Source organism: Halomonas sp. BC1, from assembly GCF_002078135.1.
GTDB classification, from domain to species: domain Bacteria; phylum Pseudomonadota; class Gammaproteobacteria; order Pseudomonadales; family Halomonadaceae; genus Vreelandella; species Vreelandella stevensii.
The window spans coordinates 367,600-368,609 of sequence record NZ_LFGS01000004.1 but is presented as its reverse complement, the minus strand read 5'-3'; the positions used below and the strand labels follow the sequence as shown (position 1 = coordinate 368,609).

4 protein-coding genes are annotated in these 1,010 nt (G+C 50.0%); all 4 read left to right on the top strand.

Features of this window, described 5'->3' with window-relative positions; translation table 11 throughout:
• The coding region (locus B7L72_RS03275; protein WP_217806030.1) for a hypothetical protein at positions 1-322 on the top strand (322 nt) is incomplete at its 5' end.
• A gap of 52 nt (positions 323-374) precedes the next feature.
• Positions 375-575, top strand: a complete 201-nt coding sequence (locus B7L72_RS03270) for a hypothetical protein (protein WP_081136163.1) — start codon at positions 375-377, stop codon at positions 573-575.
• A gap of 97 nt (positions 576-672) precedes the next feature.
• Positions 673-843, top strand: a complete 171-nt coding sequence (locus tag B7L72_RS18445) for a hypothetical protein (RefSeq protein WP_170919433.1) — start codon at positions 673-675, stop codon at positions 841-843.
• Positions 844-912: 69 nt separating this feature from the next.
• Positions 913-1,010, top strand: a 98-nt coding sequence (gene tnpA / locus B7L72_RS19065) for an IS66 family insertion sequence element accessory protein TnpA (RefSeq protein ID WP_446718544.1), incomplete at its 3' end; no start/stop codon positions are given.

The window sequence follows — 1,010 nt, the reverse complement described above, 5'->3', positions numbered from 1 at the left end:
TAATATGGGTGGGACGCTCGCGGAATTGGCAAACTATCTCCTGATAAATGGAGGTTCAGTAAAAGGCACCATCGTATTATGTAATGCTGGAAGAAGTCATGACTTTCTTCCAGAAAAGAAAAAACTGCGTTTGCTGCATGAGAGGTTTGGCGATGAAATCAAAAACATCTTTGGCATCAGAACAGCGGCACTTACCGCAAACGAAGCCGACTACCTTGTTGGTTTCAGATCGGCTGACGAGATCAGAAATCGACTTGCTAAGGCAGAAAAAGAAACAGTTGAACGATTACGGTCTAAAGGCATTCAGAGAGAAGATGCGTGAGAATGGGATGCTCAATAATTGAGATTGCTCTTACTTGTCAGTGCTAAACACCATGAATGAAGCCGAGTACCAACAGGTAATCACCGAACTACAAACTGTCATCGACGAGACCCAGCACACCCTCGACCGCTTCGAGACCACTGGCATGGATACACAGATGCCGGAGGATTATGAAAAACTGCTGGTGATTCTGGATGATGCGGTAAAGCAACAGCGAGAGCATACGCTGGTGATGCTAGAGAAGCCGTTCTGATGGCTGCCTAAAGTTAGTAAGCGGTCCGGTAACCCCATCTTCCCGGGCTGAGCGACGCTGATCACACTGGTGTTTTCCTTATACGCAGGAGAACACCATGAACGAGCTGACGTCGACGCAAGCTTTCTGGTTGGGCCATCTGTTTCATGCCTCATCCCGGCAGCTGGCGTTAAGTGAATATGCGGTGGAGCAGAAGCTGGACTTGGCGGCTCTCATGACCTGGGAAAAGCGTCTGGCCGTGCAAGGCATTGTTGGTAAGCGCCCATAAATCAGCACCTACAGCCACGCCCTGAAATTGCCCACACTGATTTCCTCGTCAATACCAGGAGGAATCAGCATGACACACGCCGAACGCAAACGTCTCTGGCAGCAGCATATCGAGGACTGGCAGACGTCGGGTTTGTCCGGCATGGCCTACTGCCAACAGCAGTCACT